Source organism: Pseudomonas indica NBRC 103045, from assembly GCF_002091635.1.
GTDB lineage: Bacteria > Pseudomonadota > Gammaproteobacteria > Pseudomonadales > Pseudomonadaceae > Pseudomonas_M > Pseudomonas_M indica.
In genome coordinates this window covers 12,629-28,580 of sequence record NZ_BDAC01000014.1, presented here as the reverse complement: position 1 = coordinate 28,580, position 15,952 = coordinate 12,629, and the positions used below count along the sequence as shown (strand labels likewise).

Annotated in this window: 14 protein-coding genes; 7 read left to right on the top strand and 7 right to left on the bottom strand. The window is 61.2% G+C overall.

Features of this window, described 5'->3' with window-relative positions; genetic code table 11:
* Positions 1-11: 11 nt before the first annotated feature.
* The 7 genes from PIN01S_RS16850 (at position 12) to PIN01S_RS16820 (ending at position 4,287) form a co-directional block, all read left to right on the top strand.
* Entirely contained in the window at positions 12-242 is a 231-nt protein-coding gene (locus PIN01S_RS16850; protein WP_077144337.1) for a hypothetical protein, read from the top strand.
* Entirely contained in the window at positions 239-457 is a 219-nt protein-coding gene (locus PIN01S_RS16845) for a hypothetical protein (RefSeq protein WP_084337095.1), read from the top strand. The genes PIN01S_RS16850 and PIN01S_RS16845 overlap by 4 nt, the downstream gene beginning before the upstream one ends.
* Positions 447-2,633 (top strand): phage tail protein, encoded by a 2,187-nt coding sequence (locus PIN01S_RS16840; RefSeq protein WP_084337093.1) that lies wholly within the window; start codon positions 447-449, stop codon positions 2,631-2,633. The genes PIN01S_RS16845 and PIN01S_RS16840 overlap by 11 nt, the downstream gene beginning before the upstream one ends.
* Positions 2,633-2,986 (top strand): DUF2793 domain-containing protein, encoded by a 354-nt coding sequence (locus PIN01S_RS16835; RefSeq protein WP_084337091.1) that lies wholly within the window; start codon positions 2,633-2,635, stop codon positions 2,984-2,986. Before PIN01S_RS16840 ends, PIN01S_RS16835 begins: the two co-directional genes overlap by 1 nt.
* A gap of 64 nt (positions 2,987-3,050) precedes the next feature.
* Positions 3,051-3,350, top strand: a complete 300-nt coding sequence (locus PIN01S_RS16830; protein WP_084337089.1) for a DUF6127 family protein — start codon at positions 3,051-3,053, stop codon at positions 3,348-3,350.
* Positions 3,347-3,823 carry a hypothetical protein gene (locus PIN01S_RS16825; RefSeq protein WP_084337087.1) on the top strand — a complete coding sequence of 159 codons (477 nt, stop codon included), beginning with the start codon at positions 3,347-3,349 and terminating at the stop codon, positions 3,821-3,823. The genes PIN01S_RS16830 and PIN01S_RS16825 overlap by 4 nt, the downstream gene beginning before the upstream one ends.
* On the top strand, positions 3,820-4,287 hold the full coding sequence (locus tag PIN01S_RS16820) for a lysozyme (RefSeq protein WP_084337085.1): 468 nt from the start codon (positions 3,820-3,822) through the stop codon (positions 4,285-4,287). Before PIN01S_RS16825 ends, PIN01S_RS16820 begins: the two co-directional genes overlap by 4 nt.
* 44 nt (positions 4,288-4,331) lie before the next feature.
* Here the strand turns inward: PIN01S_RS16820 and PIN01S_RS16815 are convergent, their stop codons facing one another.
* Genes PIN01S_RS16815 through PIN01S_RS16785 form a run of 7 tightly spaced genes read right to left on the bottom strand, consistent with a single transcriptional unit; the run spans position 4,332 to position 15,902 of the window.
* Positions 4,332-5,345, bottom strand: coding sequence for a DUF4917 family protein (locus tag PIN01S_RS16815; protein WP_084337083.1), 1,014 nt, complete (start codon positions 5,343-5,345; stop codon positions 4,332-4,334).
* Between the two features lie 5 nt (positions 5,346-5,350).
* Positions 5,351-6,487, bottom strand: a complete 1,137-nt coding sequence (gene mcrC / locus PIN01S_RS16810) for a 5-methylcytosine-specific restriction endonuclease system specificity protein McrC (protein ID WP_084337081.1) — start codon at positions 6,485-6,487, stop codon at positions 5,351-5,353.
* Positions 6,487-8,709: an McrB family protein gene (locus tag PIN01S_RS16805; protein WP_084337079.1), complete on the bottom strand. Its 2,223-nt coding sequence runs from the start codon at positions 8,707-8,709 to the stop codon at positions 6,487-6,489. The genes mcrC and PIN01S_RS16805 overlap by 1 nt, the downstream gene beginning before the upstream one ends.
* Positions 8,710-8,721: 12 nt before the next feature.
* Positions 8,722-11,715 carry a type I restriction endonuclease subunit R gene (locus PIN01S_RS16800; protein ID WP_084337077.1) on the bottom strand — a complete coding sequence of 998 codons (2,994 nt, stop codon included), beginning with the start codon at positions 11,713-11,715 and terminating at the stop codon, positions 8,722-8,724.
* A complete protein-coding gene (locus PIN01S_RS16795) occupies positions 11,712-12,884 on the bottom strand; it encodes a restriction endonuclease subunit S (RefSeq protein ID WP_084337075.1) in 1,173 nt (390 codons plus the stop codon). Before PIN01S_RS16795 ends, PIN01S_RS16800 begins: the two co-directional genes overlap by 4 nt.
* Entirely contained in the window at positions 12,877-14,403 is a 1,527-nt protein-coding gene (locus PIN01S_RS16790; RefSeq protein WP_084337073.1) for a type I restriction-modification system subunit M, read from the bottom strand. The genes PIN01S_RS16795 and PIN01S_RS16790 overlap by 8 nt, the downstream gene beginning before the upstream one ends.
* Positions 14,400-15,902 (bottom strand): type I restriction-modification system subunit M, encoded by a 1,503-nt coding sequence (locus PIN01S_RS16785; RefSeq protein ID WP_084337071.1) that lies wholly within the window; start codon positions 15,900-15,902, stop codon positions 14,400-14,402. Before PIN01S_RS16785 ends, PIN01S_RS16790 begins: the two co-directional genes overlap by 4 nt.
* Between the last annotated feature and the right edge of the window lie 50 nt (positions 15,903-15,952).

Below are 15,952 nucleotides of genomic sequence, written 5' to 3'. Positions count from 1 at the left end.
GAGGGACTCCCATGTGGGCTGCCATTGCCGTTCTGATCGTGAGCGTACTGATTCAGTACGCGTTGCAACCCAAGACACCCCAGCCCCAGGCCGCAGAACTCAAAGACTTCGATGCGCCGACCGCCGATGAAGGCCGTCCCGTGCCTGTCGTGTTCGGCAGTGTGCTGGTGAAGAGCGCCAACGTGGTGTGGTACGGCGATCTGCGCACCACACCGATCAGATCCAAGGGTGGAAAGAAATGACCGACATTCTGGTGACCCATGGCGACATGCGTCGCCTGGGCTATTGCAATCGTGGCGCGCGGGAGTGGTTCGCGCGCCACCAGCTCGACTGGGGTCTGTTCATCGACCAGGGGCTGCCAGCGCCCATGTTGCTGGCAACCGGGGACAGCATGGCCGAAGACGTAGTCGCCGCCGCCCGAGAACGCATCGCCTCCGAGGTGAACGATGGGCGGTAGCAGCAAATCGCAGACGGTCGGCTACCGCTACTACCTGGGGATGCACCTCGCCATCTGCCACGGGCCGGTCGATGCCATCACCGAGATCCAGGTCGGCGAGCGCCAGGCCTGGAGCGGCAATCTCACGGCCAGTGGACGGATCACGGTCAACATGCCGGAGCTGTTCGGTGGCGAGAAGCGCGAAGGCGGTGTCTCCGGGGCCATCGATGCCGCCTTCGGTCAGACGGCGCAGACACCGAATGACTACCTCGTCTCGAAGATCGGCTCGCCACAGCCTGCCTATCGCGGGATTTTGAGCTTGATTCTGCGGCAGGTGTACATCGCCGCGAACAACCCCTACATGAAGCCCTGGGCAGTGCGCGTGAAGCGCTGCTTCCGCGACTGGTATTCGGCAAAGGCGGAAATCAGCGGAGCCGCCAACCCTGCGCACATCGTCTACGAGTGCCTGACGAATGCCGCCTGGGGAATGGGTTATCCGACGGCCAGCATCGACGACGCCTCGTTTCGTGCGACGGCTGATGTGCTCTACACCGAAGGGTTCGGCCTGAACATGATCTGGCTGCAGCAGAGCAAGATCGAGCAGTTCATCAAGGAGATCATGGATCACATCGGCGGCGTGCTCACGACCTCGCCGTCGACCGGGCGCTTCGTCCTGAAGCTGGTGCGCGCAGACTACGCCGTCGCGACGCTCCCCATCCTGAACCCGGACAACATCATCGAACTGGAGAGCTTTCAGCGGGCGGCCTGGGGTGAGACGACCAACGAGATCGTGCTCATCTACACCAAGCCCGACACCTTCAAGGAGACCAGCGTCGCGGTCCAGGACCTGGCCAATATCCAGGCGCAGGGCGCCGTGGTATCGCAGACACGGCGCTACCCCGGCATTACCTCGGACAATCTCGCTGCCCGGGTCGCCATGCGCGATCTGGCCGTCGTCTCCACGCCGCTTGCCAAGGTCCGCTTGAAGGTGAACCGTGCAGCCTGGAATCTCTATCCGGGTGATGTGTTCAAGCTGGAGTGGCCAGCGCTCGGGATCGCCGGTCTGGTGATGCGGATTGCAGGCGTCGATGGTGGCTCACTCATCAACGGCGCCATCAGCATCGACGCGGTCGAGGATGTGTTCGGACTGCCCTCGGCAGCCTACACCGCCTCGCAGCCCACGGGATGGACCGATCCGGTTCCCGCGCCGACAGCGACCACGCCTCGGCGTCTGGTCGAGGCCCCGTACTGGGACATCGCCCGCGCATTGTCGGCAGCGGATCTGGCCTACCTCGATGCCACCGACTGCTTCCTGCAGACCTTGGGCGGGCGCCCAGTGCCGGGCGCCATGAACTACGACCTGTATAGCAAGACGAGTTCGGCATCGACTTACAACCAGCGCGGCCAAGGCGAGTTCTGCCCCACGGCGGTGTTGGCTTCCAGCCTCGCGCAACAGGTCACCAGCACGGCCACCTACAGCGGCGAACTCGACATCGATCTGGTCGCCACCGGGACCTATGCCTACATCAACGACGAAGTCGTCCTGGTCACCGCGATCAACACGACCACTCAAAGCCTGACGCTGACCCGTGGCGTCATGGATACCGTGCCGGTCAGTCACACTGCCGGCAGCCGGATCTGGTTTGCCGATGGCGCGCAAGGCGTCGACCCGACCGAATACGCTACTGGCGAAACGGTCAATGCGCGCCTGCTCACCGTGACCGGCAAAGGCACACTGGCGCTGGCATCGGCTCCCACCGACTCCCTCGCGATGAACCGCCGCCAGAATCGCCCGTACCCGCCGGGCAACGTCAAGATCAACAACGTGGCCTACCCTGCGGTCGCCAAGGGTGACCTGGTCATCTCCTGGGCGCACAGGGACCGGCTGAGCCAGACGGTGAGCCTGGTGTCCCAGACCAACGGCAACATCGGCCCGGAGGCTGGCGTGACCTACACGCTGCGCATCTACGGGGAAGCGGGCAGCCTGCGGCGCACCTACAGCGGTCTGACCGGCACCAGCCAGACCTACACCCTGGCCGACGACACCGCTGATTCCGGTCTTGGCCGACCCAATGCTGCGCTGCGCATCGAACTCGAATCCAACCGCTCCGGCGTGATCAGCCTGCAGAAGCACTCGATCGCCTTCGAACGCGCCGGCTATGGACTTTCCTACGACAAATACTACGGAGGCATCTGATGCCCGCAATCACTGACCCGAACCTGGGACTCAACTACGGCTGGACGCTCGGCGAAAGCGGCTGGGGTGCCGGCATGGACGCCAACCTGAAGCGGCTGGGCGCCGTCGTCAGCCTGTCGGTCAAAGACCGCGATCTGGCCACACCGCCCGCCAGCCCAGTCAACGGCGACCGTTACCTGATTCCCGCTGGTGCCACCGGCGTCTGGAGCGGCAAAACCGACCAGATCGCCGCGAGGATTGCCGGCGCCTGGGAGTACCACGTCCCCAAGATCGGCTGGCTGTGCTTCATCGAGGACGAGGCCGTGCTCGCGGCCTACAAGGCCACTGGCTGGAGCCCTGGCATCGCCATCTGAACCCTTTCCATCAAATCCCAGAAACCCGCCCTCGTGGCGGGTTTCGCATTTTTGGAGCCTGCCCATGACCGACCCACAACAACCTGTCCTGGTCGACAACATGCTCCTCCTGCGCAAGGAGGACTTCGACGACCTGCTGGAACGCGCCGCTGAACGCGGTGCCAAGCGCGCCCTGGCCGATGTTGGCCTGGATGGCGACGATGCTGCTCACGACATCCGCGAACTGCGCGGACTGCTCGATGCCTTCAACACCGCCAAACACACCGCATGGCAGACCGTCATCAAGATGGTCACCACCGGATTCCTGCTGGCACTGGTGGCAGGCGCGCTCATCAAGCTCAAGGTGTTCGGAGGTGCCCAATGATCGAGACACTACTTGGTGGTTTGCTCGGCGGCGCTTTCCGCCTGGCACCCGAACTCCTCAAGTGGCTCGACCGCAAGGGCGAACGCGGCCACGAACTGGCGATGCAAGACAAGGCGCTCGAGTTCGAGAAACTGCGCGGCGCTCAACGCATGGACGAAATCGGTGCCGGTGCCGATGCAGCGTGGAACGTTGGCGCAATCGAAACGCTACGCGAAGCCGTCCGCACGCAGGGCGAGAAAACCGGCGTTCGCTGGGCCGATGCTCTGTCGAGCAGCGTGCGTCCGGTGATCACCTACTGGTTCATGGCGCTGTACTGCGCTGCCAAGACGGCCGCCTTTGTTGCTGCTATTGAGGGCGGTGCCGACTGGGGCGTCGCTATCGTCCACACCTGGACCGATGCCGACCAGGCGTTATGGGCCGGCGTGCTGAACTTCTGGTTCCTCGGGCGCGTGTTTGATCGGGTGAGGCCATGAGCCAGATTCCCCAAGCAGCCATCGCCCTGGCGAAGCGCTTCGAGGGATTCCATCGTATTCCGCGGTCAGATCCTCTGCGCCGGGCCCATCCCTATATCTGCCCGGCCGGCTACTGGACGATCGGCTACGGGCGTCTATGCAAACCGGACCATCCACCGATCGACGAGGAAGAGGGCGAGACCTACTTGCGTCAGGATCTGCGCACGGCTCTCGCCGCCACGCTGCGCTACTGCCCGGTGCTGGCCACCGAGCCCGAGGGCCGGCTCGCGGCTATCGTCGACTTCACCTTCAACCTTGGTGCCGGTCGGCTGCAGACATCTACGCTGCGTCGACGAATCAACCAGCGAGACTGGCTTACGGCAGGACAAGAGCTGCGACGCTGGGTGTACGGTGGAGGCAGGGTACTGCCGGGCCTCGTTACGCGACGCGAGGCTGAGCTCACCCTACTGATCGCCGACGCGTAGATCAGCGTCGAGTTCCAGAGGCCGACCACAACGAATCTACTTCGTTATGGATTGTTCCAGCACCCTGGGCTCTGTGAATCGAAGAACGTTACAGCGGTTGTCGGCAAAGACCGGCCAACGGCCTTGAGGACCTGGTGGCAGAACGCTTGCTGATCTCCATCTGGTTGCCCCGTGAACACCGAGGCAGCCATTCGCTTCGGCGGATTCGCCGAGATGGCATCGAGGATGTGCTGATCCCTTTCGTCAAAGCTCCAGCCATACACGACCAGACTCTCTCCGAGGCTGGGCAGAACCTCTTCATAAACGTTCGTCAGGTAGTGGCTCCGACGAATCGCTGCGACTTTCTGCTTGCTGGTTCCCTCGCTAACAAACACGGGCACATAGTGCCCGGACGCCCACCTCCGGGTTATGGTGCCAAGCAAGTCACCTGCGGCTCCCGCGCCTACAGCGAGCTTCGTCTCATCACCAAGGTAGTCACGAGCAACAGCAAGACTGCCGTGAGGGTAGAAAACCAATGTTGCTCCTGCAGCGTGCCCATAGGGTCGCCGCAGATATTCCCAATCCGTCTGGAACTCCCCGTCGTGGAATGCGTCCTTGAACCAACTACCATTCGCCGCGTTGAACAGCAGCATGGCCCAGTACAAGGTAAGGTCGTAGTTCAGGCTGACGACCGTGGGAAACGCGCTCGCAAACGCACCGACCCGTTGTAGGTCGGCGGCAACATCGGCATGCACCGGATGCACGCTGTGCACAGCTTCGATCAGCGCTGTACGGACCTCCTCATAGGCTGCGGAGATGGCGGCCGACGGCGTACCCAATGCCCCGTTGACGTGCTCGGCATACCAGCACGCGAGCAGAACATGCTCGAAATCGGTTGTCCCGAGCTTGGCGAATATTGGGGCAGTGGTGGCGAGCAGTCCTTTTGCATCAGCGATGCCATGGAGTGTTGGGTATGCGAACTCCTTGTGGATGGCGATACTGGCGCCGTTGCCCAGAAGGAGGGAGCTCCAACCTTCAGCGCTGATGTCTTCCCATGCGTCGATGTCGATTCGATCCATGCTCTTCACTGGCCTGTCACTGACTGGGTCGGGTCAAAGAATCGCAGCAGTTGCGATCGAATATCCGCCGTCGACGCAGTCAAATCCACGGTGGCAAAACGAATGCGATGCCCTTGGATGACAGCCGTCTCGTCGACCATCTGGCCGATCGCGGGATGCAACAACAATCCACTCGCGTGATCTGCAAGCGCATCGCCGCACCCAACCTGGGAGCGCAGATAGGCGTAGATCTGGTACACGTATCCGCTGCGGAGGGTTTCCTCACGGTACCAACCGCTCGTGACAATCGAGGTGAACTTGGTATCGATGACGATCCTCTGCCCGGTTGACGGGTGGTCGAGCACGACATCAGTTCGCATCGTCGGCAGGATCTTGTCGATGCCCGCCGACTTCTGCTCGATCTGCCAGCCCATCGTCCCGCCGCATAGCACCCGCCAGCCCTTCGGACTCAATACGACTTCGTAGAAGCCGCCCACCGCTCGCTCGAACAAACGGCGTACCCAAGTCGCTTCTCGGTCCGGCAGAGAGAGCACATTCGCCCCCGACGCCTCCGTAGGTAGCACTAGGTCGAACGCCAGCTTTGCGGCTGCCACCATGAACCGGTCGTCCGCATCGTTACGGCCGAAACGATCGGTGCTCATTTGGGCGCGGGTCGGTGCGTCCCCTGATACACCCATTGCCTTCATGCCACCCGCAAGTGCGCGGCACCGATGGGCAACGTCCTTCCTCTGAACGATCCTGGAGATGGACTCCAAGGCTGCTCGGACGAAACGATTGCGTGGGGTGTCGATGGTGAGCTCGTCGAACCGGCACGCCACCAGGCCTCTATCCATCAATTGATGGCGTTCGGTGGTCAAGACGTCGATCCGGCCACGCACGCGATTGATTACTGCGTCACGAGATCGATATCCAAGACTCAAGCGGCGACGCTGTCGCACCTCAACCGCGTGGGCAAGGATCTCCGCGACCAGATCCGGTAGATCGTCCAGGCTGTCTTCCAAGCCGATCTTGCCGATGCCGCGAGTGCGGAACAGGTCTGAGGCGTAGAGCATCAGCAGCCAGAGGTTGCGCACCGGAATGCGTCCGATGAACCCCTCAGCGCTCATGGATGCACTTTTCACCTGTTCTGCGACGGCGGTCATCACCAGCCCTGCGTCAGCCGTGCAATCGCCTTTTGTGCTTCGTCGGGCGCGTCGAACCAGTATTCATCGAGCAACGGGCCGATCTCCGTCTCCACGACCTGCTGGAACCACTTCTTCGTGTCTCCGGCTTCCAGTCGATGTGCAGGGGTCACATAGCTGTGACCAATTCGAAATTGCTTGCCAAGGCGCGCATCCGCTGCGATCTGGTCGTTCAGCTCGGCGATACGGCGTTCGATATCCGCGACCAAGCCCGGATCGACAGCACACTCCTTGACCACCCAATCCCGCCAAACCTGTCCCAATCTTGGCTCCAGCCCAACGAAAGCAAAGCGGCGACGCAATGCCAGATCGACCAGTGCAAGTGATCGGTCGGCGATATTCATGGTGCCGACCACATAGAGATTCTCGGGAATATGGACGGGACGTCGTTTGCCGTCCGCATCCGGATAGCAGAGTTCCAGCGCTTCGTTGGGTGTCCGCTTGCCGGCCTCAAGCAGCGTCAGCAACTCGCCGAAGATCTGCGCCGGGTTTCCACGGTTGATCTCCTCGATCACCACGACAAACTTCGACGAAGGGTCCTTCGATGCGGCCTTGATAGCTTCCATGAAGACACCGTCCGCCAGCGACAACTTGCCTTCGCCAGTGGGGCGCCACCCTCGAACAAAGTCCTCGTAGGACAGGTTGGGGTGGAACTGCACTGCACGGACCTTGCTGTCGTCCTTCTGCCCCATTAGCGCGAACGCGAGCCGTTTGGCTAGCCAGGTCTTGCCCGTGCCCGGAGGCCCCTGAAGGATGAGGTTCTTTTTCGTGCGCAGACGATCGAGCAAGCGGTCAATCTCGGCCCGCTCCAGGAAACAGCCGTCCTTGAGGATGTCCTCCACCGAGTAGGGAACGATTGGCGCTGCCACCTGAAAGGCTTCGCGAACTTCACCTTCAGTTTCCTGTTCTGCTCCGGCATTGGTACCGATATCGCCAGCCGGCACAGGCTCGTCAACCGGGTCTTTGTACATCCAGGACGCAAGCGACAGGTCTGGGAAACTGTGGACCGGATAGCCGTCTTCGCCAAAGCGCGACCGCAAATCGTCCAGCAGTTTCAAATACTCGCGTCCATCACAGGGACCTTGCTGGCCACTGATGGCGACATTCAGGCCGAGCCGCTTGTTGATGTAGTGGCGCGACTGGCTATCAAGGGTCAAGAACTCCCACGGATGCGCCCAATAGAGACCTGTCGAAAGGTTCCATGCGACACCCCACACTTGGGTTGCCTCGTCATAAGCACGGATGAAGGCATCGCGAGTGTTCAACTGATCGCCATTGACCATCTTGCTCGCGGCAACGAATACCTTCCATAGTGCGTCGATGTCACCCGCACCACGCTTGTCGGCATAGGCGAAAAACCAGGAGCGTTGGTTATTGAGAACGGGGATGCCTTCGAATGAAGGTGGGACCGGCACCGTCACACCCAGCAGCTTGGCAAGTTCACCCGCGATGGTCTTGCGGTTGGAATCGGTCATGGACCGGTTAAAGGTGCCCATCGTGGTGAACGGGCAAATGTCGCGCAGCGGACCACTGGTTCCATCGGGAAATTTATCCTGCAGATAGGTCAGCCCTGGCACGCGGGACGCGATCTCGTGGATGCCCTCAATCAGCGGAGTTCGGTCGTCTGCGTGGGCCAGCAGCTTTTCGGCCACTGCCTCGTAGAAGTCCGTCCACTCGAAGCGCTGCTTTTCTGGCGAAGTCGTGCCGTAACGCTCCCGCCAAAATGGCTCGTTGCGAAAGCGATCGATATCCTGCGGCTTGCCGTCAAACGCAAATGCAATCAGCGCATCGTTCATCCATTCGCCGGGCAGCACACGCCAGATCGTTGCTCGGTGAGTGTAGAAGTACCACTCCCGGACCGGCTCGACCTTGGTCCAGTCCACCTTCACCCGCTTCCCATCGTTCAGGTTTTCGGTGATCGTGCCGACCGCCTTGATGCCCATAACCGAAACCGCTCGGCCTCGGCTATCGAAGGGCAGACCGTGCTTTCGCGTGTAAGACGATTTGATCGCGATCCGCTCTCCCGGGCGCATGGAACGCACCACATCGAGGAGCTTGTCGTCGTATCCGTTCTCCCAAATTCCTTCTGCAAGAAATCGCGGCATCTGATCATCTGTACCGCCATAGCTCGCGCCAACGAACCAGGTGGCATGCGGTGCACTATCTATCGTCTGAGTGGTCATCCCCCGCCCCCTTTAGTAATACTGCCGGATGTAGCTGTAGGCCTTCTCGAACAGCTCTTCATCCGCATGCAGCTTGTATTTGAAGAGGGCTTTGCGCAGGGCCTTCTTGACCTCACGCTCGCCGGCCTGCGTGCCTTGCCAGCCCGGGAACCGGACGAGGCGCACGATCTCGTCGATGTCCGCCACAACGCGTTCGACCATGATGGGCGTCTCGGCGGTTTTCACCTCGTTGAACAGCTCGGTCAGCGCCGCCTTTCCGCGATCCTCGTCCTCTTCGGGCGGGACCTCCTTCTCGGCTTGCAGCGTCTCCTTGGCGATCTCCAGCAACTGCTTCAGAAACTCGACGCTGTTGATCTGTCCGGATTCGAAGCGGTCCTTCAGCGCATCGAGTCGTTCCGACAGTTTCTTGAACTTGGGGTTGCCGCCATGCCCGCGCAGCCGGCGCTTGAGCTTGATCTCGATCTCCTTGGCCTTCTTCGGGTCTGGGTTCGACAGCACCGCTTCCAGCAGATCAGCGTCCAGCACCAAGGTGTCGAGGTCATCCCGCACCGCGTCGACATGCACGTTCTGGTGAATAAGCTCAATGGTCTTAGCGCCCAGCGAATGCCAGATAAGCTTGCCGTGGCCACTGGACGGCTGCACCGACTGGTACACCTGGGACAACCACTTGTAGTCCTTCTCGAAGGGGCCCAGAACAGTGTCCGGTGACAGCGCCTCCCAGATCTTGTTGAGCACGCTGTACTCGGCGGCAAAGTTGTCTCGCACCTCGTTATTGGGCAGACACTGCTGCGCAGCGATCAGGCCCTCGTAGCCTTGCAAGCTGCGGTCGCAGCCAGCAAAGAAGGCCAGGCATTTCTGCATCGCCTCAGGCAGCTTGTCCTTCAACTCCTGGATGTTGCTGACCACCTGCTTGACGCTCTGGTCGTCGAATTCCAGCGCCGCTGCCACGTCATCGAAGATGCCGAGGTAGTCCACGATCAGGCCGTGGGTCTTCTGCTCGGAGTAAGTGCGGTTCACCCGGCAGATGGCCTGGAGCAGCGTGTGGTCACGCAGCGGCTTGTCCAGGTACATGGCCTGCAGGATGGGCGCGTCGAAGCCGGTCAGCAGCTTGGCCGTGACGATGATCAGCTTCAGAGGGTCGGCCGGGTCGCGGAAGCGATCGAGCAGCCGTTCTTCCTCGTCGCGTGAACGGTCATAGGCTGCGTACTCTGGGTGCTCCTTCTTGTCCGCCGCCTGCACCGACATGACGATGTCAGTGGCCTCGGGCGGCAGCAGCTTGTCCAGCTCTGCCTTGAATAGCAGGCAGGACTCCCGGTCGAAGGTGACGATTTGGCCCTTGAAGCCATTGGGCTCCACCTTGGTCTGGAAATGCTCGACGATGTCCTCGCACACCTTCCGGATGCGCTCAGGCGTCTTGACCAGCACGGCCATTTTGGCGGCGGTCTTCGCGAGGTTGTCTTTGTCGAGATCCGAGAGGCCGCCGGTCAGGTCTTTGTACGCGGCATCCAGAGCCGCCTTGTCGATGTGCAGATCGATCAAGCGCGGTTCGAAGTGCAGTTTCAGTGTGGCACCGTCGCGGATCGACTCCTCGAAGCCGTAGCGGCTCATGTAGCCTTTCTCGTCCTCGTCTGCACCAAAGGCGTAGAAGGTGTTGCGGTCGGCACGGTTGATCGGCGTACCGGTCAGGCCGAACAGAAACGCGTTAGGCAAGGCCTCGCGCATCTTGCGGCCCAGGTCGCCTTCTTGGGTGCGGTGGGCTTCGTCCACCAGGGCAATGATGTTGCTGCGGTCGTTCAGGCTGCCGGTGGCCTCGCCGAACTTGAAGATCGTGGTGATGATGATCTTGCGCACGTCTTGCGCCAGCAGCTGCTGCAGCTTCTCGCGGCTGTCCGCCTTTTCCAGATTGGGGATGTCCGCCCCGGTGAAGGTGCCGGTGATCTGGGTATCCAGATCGATCCGGTCCACCACGATCAGCACCGTGGGATTCTTCAGGCCGGCGTGCATGCGCAGCTTCTGCGCGGCAAACACCATCAGCAGCGACTTGCCCGAGCCCTGGAAATGCCAGATCAAGCCCTTCCTGGGGTAGCCCGCCAGCACACGCTCAACGATCTTGTTGGCCGCCTCGTACTGCTGGTAGCGGCAAATGATCTTGATGCGCTGCTTTTTCTTGTTGGTGGCGAACAGGGTGAAGCTGCCGAGGATGTCCAGCACCACATGCGGGCGCAGCATGCTCTCAGCGGACAGCTTGAGCGACTTCAGCGGGTGGTGCTGGCCATCGTCGCCATCACCATCCAGATGCCACGGCCCCCAGTCCTTGACCGGCAGCCCGATGGACCCGTAGTGGTAGGCCTTGCCCTCGGTGGCCACCGAGAACACGTTGCAGACGAACAGCTCGGGTACGAACTTCTCGTAGTCGTCGTGCACCTGCACCGCCGCGTCGACCCAGCTGATGCATTTTTTGACCGGGGTCTTGGCCTCGATCAGTACCAGCGGCAGGCCATTCACCAGCAGCACCAGATCAGCCCGGCGTTCGGTGGGGCCAGCACGGTAGGTGTACTGCTGGGTGACGATGTACTGGTTCTGCGCCAGATCATCCAGGTCGATCAGCCGCACCGGCACATGCTCGTTGTTGGGGCCGAAGGGCATCGAGCGCTCACCGCGCATCCACGCGGTCATTTCCTCGTTGGCGCGGATCAGACCATCCGAGCGGACCGACAGCACAATGGCGCGCAGCTTGTAGAGCACTTCATCAGCGCGGTCGGACTGAGCTGCAATCTCGGGGTTCAAGCGAATCAGCGCATCGCGCAGCCAGGGCTCGACCAGCACTTCCTGGATCTGGCGCGGCACCTCAGCCGGGGCGGCGTAACGCCAGCCGACGCCTTTTGGGCTAGGACCATAGCTGGCGAGCGGTTCCTGGACGGTGTTGGCCGGGACCGCCTTGATAGGACCTGCGAGCAGATCGCGGACGTAGGCTTCGACGGTATTTGATTCGTTGAAAGAGCTCACTCTGCGTCCCCCGTAATTTCTGCCAGCAGCTGCTTCTTCATCTCCTCTGCGGAAGAGCGGCGCACCATCGCTGCTCTTTCCGCGGACTTCGCGCACGCAATCTCCTCCAGCAGCTGCTTCTGCACCTCCAAGGGCGGTAAAGGCAGACGAACACGGAGTAAGTTACTGGCGTTCACGTTCGCCTGGCTTACCGCTTTCGTCGCATATGCAAGAACTTGTCGACGCCCGAAATCAGAGTTCAGGTAAAGCGTGAGGAACTTCGGTTCCAGCTTTTCAGGGACAGTCTTGATCCGCACAAGGTACGAGGCAAAGACGTGGTCGCCCTCGAGCTCGTAGACCCCTGTTCGGCCAACCAGCTCATAGCTGTTTGTCCGGTTGAAAAGCACATCGCCGTCGACCAGCCGATAGGCTTCGAAGTCTTTCTCGCTGAGGTCTACATACTTGATGTCATTTTCGACGCAGAGCCCATCTTCAATATTCATCATTCGAAGCATCGGATACTGACCGTCCGATCCGGCGTTGATTGAGAGGCCGTACTGGGTCCACTGAACGACTGAGCCAAGGTCGACAACTGGCCATTCCCGACTCAGTACGTCAGCAAGTAATGCGCGAACAAGCTGGTCGGAACATCCGCCAACCTCCTGATGTAACTCACTGGTTCGCTCGACTGCTCGAAGCAGATCAACAAGCCGTTTCTGTTCGTTTATAGGCGCAAGGGGAAACTCAAAGTCTGCCAAACTTGTCCAGTTTGTGCGGGGACTCAAGGAGCCTGCCGACGTGCCCACGGCGTGATCGAAGAAGGCGTCGGTCTGGCAAATGAATGGCAGCAACTCCGGCAGCAAGACCTGCGCATCCTTGGTCTCCAGCACATAGATGTCACCGGAGCACACCCCAGAGAAATCCGCCACAGCCACCTTGCGCTGGTATGCGCGGCGCTTGCCGAACAGCACCTGCCCAGGTTGAAACACGCTGGTGAAGGTCACGCCGTCAGCGACGTTGCCCCAATTGCGGATGCGCAAGTCACCGGGTTCGAGATGCTCCAGGCCGACGTAGCGTTCAATGCCGTCGGCCAGCGGATCTTGGCTGCGCGCTTTCGAGAGGCGCACCACCTCGCCGAATTTCACCCGACGCCAGCCGGGCTTCAGGGCTTTATTGTTCTTGTCAGACACGCTCGATGTCCTCCGTAATCAGTCCATCCAGCGTTTCCACCAGCGCGTCCATCTGTTGCCAGAACGCGCGGCCATCGGTTTGCCATTGCTCCCAGGCAGAGCGCAGCGATACCGCCTCACCATTGCTGTCGGTGGCGATGGCGGCGGCAATGCGCTTCACGTACAGCGGGATCGACAGGTTGCCGGCATTGGCGCCGATTTCGGCCAGAGTGGCGACCTTGGCGAAACCGGGCACGTCCGCAAAGGTCTTGTAGGCGGTCAGGATGCGCTGCTGGTGCTCGGGCTTGAGAAAGCTCTGCGCCCGTTCCCGGGTGACCTCGTTCACCGCGTCGATGAAGATCACCTTGCCCTTGCGAGCGGCGGCTTTCTTGCGGTTGCAGATGACGATGCACGACTCCATCGGGGAGTTGTAGAACAGGTTGGGGCCCAAGCCGATGACGGCCTCGACCCAGTCCTGCTCGACCATCTTGGCGCGCATGGCCTGTTCTTCATTACGGAACAGCACACCGTGGGGCCAGAGCACGGCACTACGCCCCTTGGCGGTGAGGCTGGTCAGGATGTGCTGCTGGAAGGCGTAGTCGGCGCGGCCCTGCGGCGGTGTACCCAGGGAGTTGCGGCCCCACTTGTCACTGCTCCAGGCCTCGCGATTCCACTGCTTGATGGAGTACGGCGGGTTGGCCAGGATCACATCGAACTGACGCAAGCGGTCGCCTTCGATGTGCTTGGGTTCGGCCAGGGTGTCGCCCCGGATGATTTCGAAGTCCTCCACGCCGTGCAGGAACAGGTTCATGCGGGCGATGGATGAGGTGATGAGGTTGCGCTCTTGCCCGTAAAGCTTGAGCGTGCGGTATTCGCCACCCGAGCGCTTCACTTCGTCCAGCGCCGAGATCAGCATGCCGCCGGTACCGCAAGTGGGGTCGTAGATCGACTCGCCCGCCTGCGGGCTGAGCAGTTGCGTCATCAGGTGGACGACGGTGCGGTTGGTGTAGAACTCGGCCGCCGTGTGGCCTGAGTCGTCCGCGAACTTCTTGATCAGGTACTCGTAGGCGTTGCCCAGCTCGTCCTCGGGGACGTTGGCCACCGAGAGCGTCTGCGTCGAGAAGTGCTCGATCAGGTTTTTCAGCGTTTCGTCGGGCAGACGCTCGCGGTTGGTCCACGGTGCATCGCCGAAGATGCCGTCGAGCAGATCCGGGTTGGCGGTTTCGATTGCGCGCATGGCCTTCTGGATGGCGGCACCGACGTTCTTCGGGGTCTGGCGTATATCGTTCCAGTGCGCGCCCTCGGGAATCTGGAAGCGGTGGTTCTCCGCGAACTGCGCGTAAGAGAGGTCACCGCCTGAGTTGGCCAGCGCTGCCTGGTATTCCTCGTCCCAGACATCCGAGACCCGCTTGTAGAACAGCAGCGGGAAGATGAACTGCTTGTAGTCGCCGGCGTCGATGAGGCCGCGAAGCAGCACGGCTGCGCCCCAGAGATAGCTTTCGAGTTCTTGTTGGCTGATGCGTTTGCTTGGGTGACTCATTGCAGCCATCCCCCTTCAGTCATGACCTGCGCAAGCCGCTCTTCGGCTTCACGGCAGCGGGTGAGCGCGTCCTTGAATGCCGCGATTGCATCGGGCAGCAGTGGGATGTCTTCTTGCAATGGCGGCAGGACATAGCGCGAAATGTTCAGCGTCCAGTCTTCGGCCTTGATCTCGTCGAGACTAACCACGCGGACTGCGTCCTGCACGTCAGCAAAGCCGCGATACCAGCCGAGGATCTCGGCGGCGTGCTCGGGTTCCAGATAGTTCTGCGCCCGCCCACGACGGAACAGGCGCGACGCATCGGCGATCAGCACCTTCTTCTTGTGCTTGGCCGGCTTGCGCTTGCGCAAGACCAGGATGCACGCGGCCAGGCCGGTGCCGTAGAAAAGGTTGGGCGCCAACCCGATCACGGCCTCGACCAGATCCATTTCCAGTAGCTTCTGGCGGATGTTGCCTTCCACACCTTTGCGAAACAGGGCGCCCTGGGGCAGCACCACGGCCATCCGGCCGCTGACGTCGGCCATCGACTTGACCATGTGTTGCACCCACGCGAAGTCACCGCTGGATGAGGGCGGTAGGCCAGCAAAGTTGCGGCCGAAGGGATCGTTCAGCCACAGGTCCTCGCCCCACTTTTCCAGCGAGAACGGCGGATTGGCGATGACGCAGTCGAAGGTGGCCAGTCGGTCGACCTCGAAGAAGGCCGGGTTGCGCAGCGTGTCGCCGCGCACCACCTGGAAGTCCTCGATGCCGTGGAGGAACAGGTTCATCCGCGCGATGGACGAGGTGGTGAGGTTCTTCTCTTGTCCGTACAGCTTGCCCCACAGCCGCTTCACGTCGCCATGCTGTTCCTTCACGTGCTGCACGGCGGCCAGCAACATGCCGCCGGTACCGCAGGCCGGGTCGTAGATGGTCTCGGCTTCTTTTGGATCGAGCATATCGATCATCAGCCGCACGACGCTGCGCGGGGTGTAGAACTCGCCGGCCTTCTTGTTGGTGGCGTCGGCGAACTTCTTGATCAGGTATTCGTAGGCGTCGCCAAGCAGATCCGAATTGACGTTCTTGTTGCCGAACGGCAGCTTGGAGAAGTGCTCGATCAGGTCCTTGAGCAAGGCATCAGACAGCCGGTCCTTGTTCGACCACTGGGCATCGCCGAACACGCCGTACAGGGTGTCGGGGTTGGCTTTCTCAATCTCGCGCATCGCGCGCTGAAGGGCTGTCCCGACATTGCTGGCCTTGGTGCGAACGTCGTTCCAGTGGCAGTCTTCCGGGATCTGGAAGCGGTGCGACTCCGGAAACCAGGCCAGTTGCTCGTCGCCGGTCTCATCAACAATCTCCTGGTACTCCTCGTCCCAGACGTCGCAGATGCGCTTGAAGAACAGCAGCGGGAAGATGTAGGTCTTAAAGTCAGCCGCATCCACAGGGCCGCGCAGGATGTTGGCGGATTCCCAGAGGTGGCTTTCAAGCTGGCTGAGTGTGATTTGTCGGTCGCTCAAACGCATGGCCCTTCTATATCGATGCCGTCGCACTGCGGCTTGTGTTCTTGTTTGGT

What these genes read in the sequence shown, in the direction of transcription:
- PIN01S_RS16850 (WP_077144337.1), top strand. Translation starts at nt 12, where the DNA reads ATGTGGGCTGCCATTGCCGTTCTGATCGTGAGCGTACTGATTCAGTAC.
- PIN01S_RS16845 (WP_084337095.1), top strand. Translation starts at nt 239, where the DNA reads ATGACCGACATTCTGGTGACCCATGGCGACATGCGTCGCCTGGGCTAT.
- PIN01S_RS16840 (WP_084337093.1), top strand. Translation starts at nt 447, where the DNA reads ATGGGCGGTAGCAGCAAATCGCAGACGGTCGGCTACCGCTACTACCTG.
- PIN01S_RS16835 (WP_084337091.1), top strand. Translation starts at nt 2,633, where the DNA reads ATGCCCGCAATCACTGACCCGAACCTGGGACTCAACTACGGCTGGACG.
- PIN01S_RS16830 (WP_084337089.1), top strand. Translation starts at nt 3,051, where the DNA reads ATGACCGACCCACAACAACCTGTCCTGGTCGACAACATGCTCCTCCTG.
- PIN01S_RS16825 (WP_084337087.1), top strand. Translation starts at nt 3,347, where the DNA reads ATGATCGAGACACTACTTGGTGGTTTGCTCGGCGGCGCTTTCCGCCTG.
- PIN01S_RS16820 (WP_084337085.1), top strand. Translation starts at nt 3,820, where the DNA reads ATGAGCCAGATTCCCCAAGCAGCCATCGCCCTGGCGAAGCGCTTCGAG.
- PIN01S_RS16815 (WP_084337083.1), bottom strand. Translation starts at nt 5,345, where the DNA reads ATGGATCGAATCGACATCGACGCATGGGAAGACATCAGCGCTGAAGGT.
- mcrC (WP_084337081.1), bottom strand. Translation starts at nt 6,487, where the DNA reads ATGACCGCCGTCGCAGAACAGGTGAAAAGTGCATCCATGAGCGCTGAG.
- PIN01S_RS16805 (WP_084337079.1), bottom strand. Translation starts at nt 8,709, where the DNA reads ATGACCACTCAGACGATAGATAGTGCACCGCATGCCACCTGGTTCGTT.
- PIN01S_RS16790 (WP_084337073.1), bottom strand. Translation starts at nt 14,403, where the DNA reads ATGAGTCACCCAAGCAAACGCATCAGCCAACAAGAACTCGAAAGCTAT.
- PIN01S_RS16785 (WP_084337071.1), bottom strand. Translation starts at nt 15,902, where the DNA reads ATGCGTTTGAGCGACCGACAAATCACACTCAGCCAGCTTGAAAGCCAC.